Origin of the sequence: Streptococcus oralis (assembly GCF_001579025.1) — a bacterium.
GTDB classification, from domain to species: Bacteria; Bacillota; Bacilli; order Lactobacillales; family Streptococcaceae; genus Streptococcus; species Streptococcus oralis_X.
In genome coordinates this window covers 46507-47084 of sequence record NZ_KQ970236.1, presented here as the reverse complement: position 1 = coordinate 47084, position 578 = coordinate 46507, and the positions used below count along the sequence as shown (strand labels likewise).

Here is a 578-nt window from a genome sequence, read left to right as displayed (position 1 = left end):
TTTTTTCCCTATTTGTCAAGTTTTCAACAGGTTTCTCACCCGTTTCAACAAGATTTCAATACCTCTATCATATGATAACTTTGATTTAGTTCTATACAGATTTTATGTAGCAATCAATATAAAATCCTGTCAAATACTGACAGGATTTTTAAATATACAAAAAGATTAGTCTGCTTGTTCTTCAGTAACTTCTACTGATCCTTCGATTACTTCAGCTGGCTCTGCAACAACTTCTACTTTTTCTTCAATAACTTCTGCTGGTTCTGCAACGACTTCTACTTTTTCTTCAATGACTTCTACAGTTTCTGGAGTAGCTGTCATTGTAGCAAGAGCAGTGTTAATAGCTTCCAAGTTCGCTGCTTTTGTAGCGTTCACGATAAGGAAGCAGTCAACAACAATCCAGATCCAAGTAAAGAAAAATGAGAATCCGAATGTAATGATAGGCAAAAGCAAAGTAGTCAATAGCTTACCAATTCCTAGGCCAGTATGACCGATGTAGAAACGGTCAACCCCAAATGCACCTAAGAAGATAGAAAGAATCAAAGCTGTTGTAGGGTTTTTTACATCTGCAGCAGCGA

1 protein-coding gene is annotated in these 578 nt (G+C 36.7%); it reads right to left on the bottom strand.

What is annotated here, in order from left to right:
* Positions 1-165: 165 nt before the first annotated feature.
* Positions 166-578: TM2 domain-containing protein (locus tag SORDD27_RS06490; protein ID WP_081103391.1), on the bottom strand; the 413-nt coding region annotated here is incomplete at its 5' end.